5 protein-coding genes are annotated in these 2,548 nt (G+C 50.9%); 3 read left to right on the top strand and 2 right to left on the bottom strand.

What is annotated here, in order from left to right; genetic code table 11:
- Positions 1 to 74: 74 nt before the first annotated feature.
- On the bottom strand, positions 75 to 431 hold the full coding sequence (locus ACOSYY_RS00955; protein WP_421660362.1) for a helix-turn-helix domain-containing protein: 357 nt from the start codon (positions 429 to 431) through the stop codon (positions 75 to 77).
- Complete coding sequence (locus ACOSYY_RS00950; RefSeq protein WP_421660360.1) at positions 428 to 766, bottom strand: type II toxin-antitoxin system RelE/ParE family toxin; 339 nt, start codon at positions 764 to 766, stop codon at positions 428 to 430. Before ACOSYY_RS00950 ends, ACOSYY_RS00955 begins: the two co-directional genes overlap by 4 nt.
- A gap of 260 nt (positions 767 to 1,026) precedes the next feature.
- On the opposite strand from ACOSYY_RS00950, the gene ACOSYY_RS00945 reads away from it, so the two are divergent.
- From ACOSYY_RS00945 to ACOSYY_RS00935, 3 genes are all read left to right on the top strand, one after another.
- Positions 1,027 to 1,371, top strand: coding sequence for a type II toxin-antitoxin system RelE/ParE family toxin (locus ACOSYY_RS00945; RefSeq protein ID WP_421660359.1), 345 nt, complete (start codon positions 1,027 to 1,029; stop codon positions 1,369 to 1,371).
- Positions 1,259 to 2,044 (top strand): addiction module antidote protein, encoded by a 786-nt coding sequence (locus tag ACOSYY_RS00940; RefSeq protein ID WP_421660357.1) that lies wholly within the window; start codon positions 1,259 to 1,261, stop codon positions 2,042 to 2,044. The genes ACOSYY_RS00945 and ACOSYY_RS00940 overlap by 113 nt, the downstream gene beginning before the upstream one ends.
- 12 nt (positions 2,045 to 2,056) lie before the next feature.
- The coding region (locus ACOSYY_RS00935) for a hypothetical protein (protein WP_421660356.1) at positions 2,057 to 2,548 on the top strand (492 nt) is incomplete at its 3' end.

The following is a 2,548-nucleotide window of genomic DNA, read 5'->3' as shown; positions in this document are numbered from 1 at the left end:
CTTTCAAAGCCAAAAAAAGGTTCCGATTAGGGGGATGGCGTCGAACACCGTTTATTTGGACAGAACTCGGTAGACTACCCAGTGACTCTGTCCAACTTCCTACCAATCCTCGTCCGCACTGTCCCACGCCGTCGGCCATGAGGAGCCTTGCGAACCGTGACCTGTACGTCTTGGCCGAGCAGCGAGAGAAAATGGACAAGGCGTTCGATGGAAAATCCGGCCATCTGGCCGGCTAAGAGCTTGGACACTTTGGCTTGGTCAATCCCCAACTGAGCCGCGGCTTCAACTTGCTTCCATCCCCGCCCTTTGATTGTCTCTTGGAGAGCTTGAAGCAGGCTGCTTTTCAGAATCAATTCAGCGGACTTCTCTTCGGAGAATCCCAAATCCCGAAACACATTCCCGCTGCCTTTGGTAACCGTAGCGCGTGTCATAGATGCTGCTCCTTCCTCCATTTCAACAAGTCCGTATAGCGTGCCTTGGCTAGCTGAATATCGCCTTTCCGGGCCTTCTGGGATCGTTTCTCGAAGACATGCAGCACGTATACTGCCTCCTCGAACTTGGCCACATAGAGCACTCGATAGGCCCCGCTTTCATCCCGCACCCGGATTTCATTCACGCCAGCGCCGACGATGGACATCGGTTTCCAATCGTCCGGCTCTTTCCCTTGCTGCACCTTGAAGAGTTGATGCCCTGCCGTTTCCCTGACACTTTCGGGAAGCGCCCGCATATCTTCCCACGACGATCCGACGAAATGAACCGGCTTCATTCAGCTCCCTGTACGCTCTATATTATGCCATAACTGGCATATCCGCAAGAGGCCCGACGATTGTTGGCAAGTGAGTCAGAGCGGAAAAGGATGCTGGAAGAGAACGAAGAACCCCCGACGTGTCACGTGCATCGTAGATGGTGCTAACCCATGATTACTCTCGTCTCCTAAATGTCCATCGATGCTCGCCCAAAATCAGCAGTTGACATAGTGTTGTTTATAAGCTACACTCCTCTGGATTTTATCTGGAGTCTTTTTCGATGTCACCGGAGTGCTCTCCAAAGGAGATCGAGATTTATGAGACTGAGGATGGCAAGGAACCTTTCTCCGAATGGTTCGACGGCCTTTCAGACAGGAAGGCGCGCGCGAAGATCCGTACACGACTCGACCGTGTCAGCCTTGGCAATTTGGGTGACCACAAGTCAGTCGGTGAGGGTGTCGTCGAGTTGAGAGAGCACTACGGGCCGGGGTATCGAATTTATATTGGGCAAGATGGAGACAAGATGGTCATTCTCCTCTGCGGAGGAGAAAAGGATTCTCAAGAGGAAGATATTCAAAGAGCGCACAAGTATTGGTCGGACTATAGGAGACGAGGCGATGCCTAGAAGCAGGAGCTATCAAACCAAGCTGCTAGAGGATCTCAGAGACCCTGAAGAAGCAGCAGCATATCTCGACGCTGCTCTTGAGGAGGGGGATCGTGAACCTTTCCTTCTCGCATTGAGAAATGTTGCTGCGGCTCAAGGCGGGCTCAGTAAGCTGGCAGATGTTACTAAGTTAAACCGAGAAAACCTTTATCGAATGCTCTCCGATAAGGGAAATCCCGAATTTTACAGCCTGCACACCCTTCTTCAAACACTAGGGCTGCGGCTGGCTGTGGAAGCAAAACATGGTGACTCCACGCCTGCAGTTCCACGGCGGACAGCGAACAAGGTTCTCGTGCTTCGAACCCGATGCGGAGTCTTGCGTCCTGCCAACAAGAAACTAGCCTTAGCAGCAGATACCTCTCACAAAGGATCAGACAAAATTCTAGTTGTCACCCAGGAGGGGGAAGAGATTGGAGCATTGGAATATGACTTTCAGCACGCTGAACTCTATCTTCGTGTCACAGGAACCCTGCCAAGATGGCACAGTATGGATGTGGAAATTCAAACAAAAGATGGTAAGCAGTTCATAGGAACAACAGCTCGAGAAAGCGGAAACAAACTTGTACTGTTGAGAGGAAAACCTGTGAAGAGGGACAAGATCGATCAGATCCTCCTAAGACCTCATCAAGAATGAGAAGGATCATCAGTGGATAAGTCGTTCATTTCAAGAGTTGAATCACTCCTGCGTCGGGCTGAACTGCTTCTGTCTGAACCCGATCAGCCTTCCTGCTCAGGTCAGCTTGATGAGGTCTATACCACCATCTGCGAATTGATTCTTGATGATCAAGTTGTCCAGGCCTTGTGGCACGAACCTATTTTGTCTCAACTGAATAGGCTTTTCACAATCAAACCACCTTCTGCATCAGCCTTTGGATATTTGCTGGATCGGCTCCGCCAGCGGGAGCAGGAAGTCCGCCGGATCAACGATTTATTCTTCACTGTCTTGAACAAGGGAGCCTCTACTGAAGACGTGTATCATGCACTCTCTTCAGTTTGTTCGACCGATCAGTCGTTCCTCTCTCGCCTCATCGTTTCTGGCATTCTGGATAAGGTTCGGGCAAGCAATGAGACACCATCTGGGAAGGTCACCGCCGTTCTCGAATCCCTAAAAGATGACCTCGACCTCAACCTCCTAGAG

The sequence above is a fragment of the Nitrospira sp. BLG_2 genome (genome assembly GCF_049222245.1).
Note: the sequence above shows the minus strand (reverse complement) of the source record. Positions and strands in the feature narration are given on the sequence as shown.

What these genes read in the sequence shown, in the direction of transcription:
- ACOSYY_RS00955 (WP_421660362.1), bottom strand. Translation starts at nt 431, where the DNA reads ATGACACGCGCTACGGTTACCAAAGGCAGCGGGAATGTGTTTCGGGAT.
- ACOSYY_RS00950 (WP_421660360.1), bottom strand. Translation starts at nt 766, where the DNA reads ATGAAGCCGGTTCATTTCGTCGGATCGTCGTGGGAAGATATGCGGGCG.
- ACOSYY_RS00945 (WP_421660359.1), top strand. Translation starts at nt 1,027, where the DNA reads ATGTCACCGGAGTGCTCTCCAAAGGAGATCGAGATTTATGAGACTGAG.
- ACOSYY_RS00940 (WP_421660357.1), top strand. Translation starts at nt 1,259, where the DNA reads ATGGAGACAAGATGGTCATTCTCCTCTGCGGAGGAGAAAAGGATTCTC.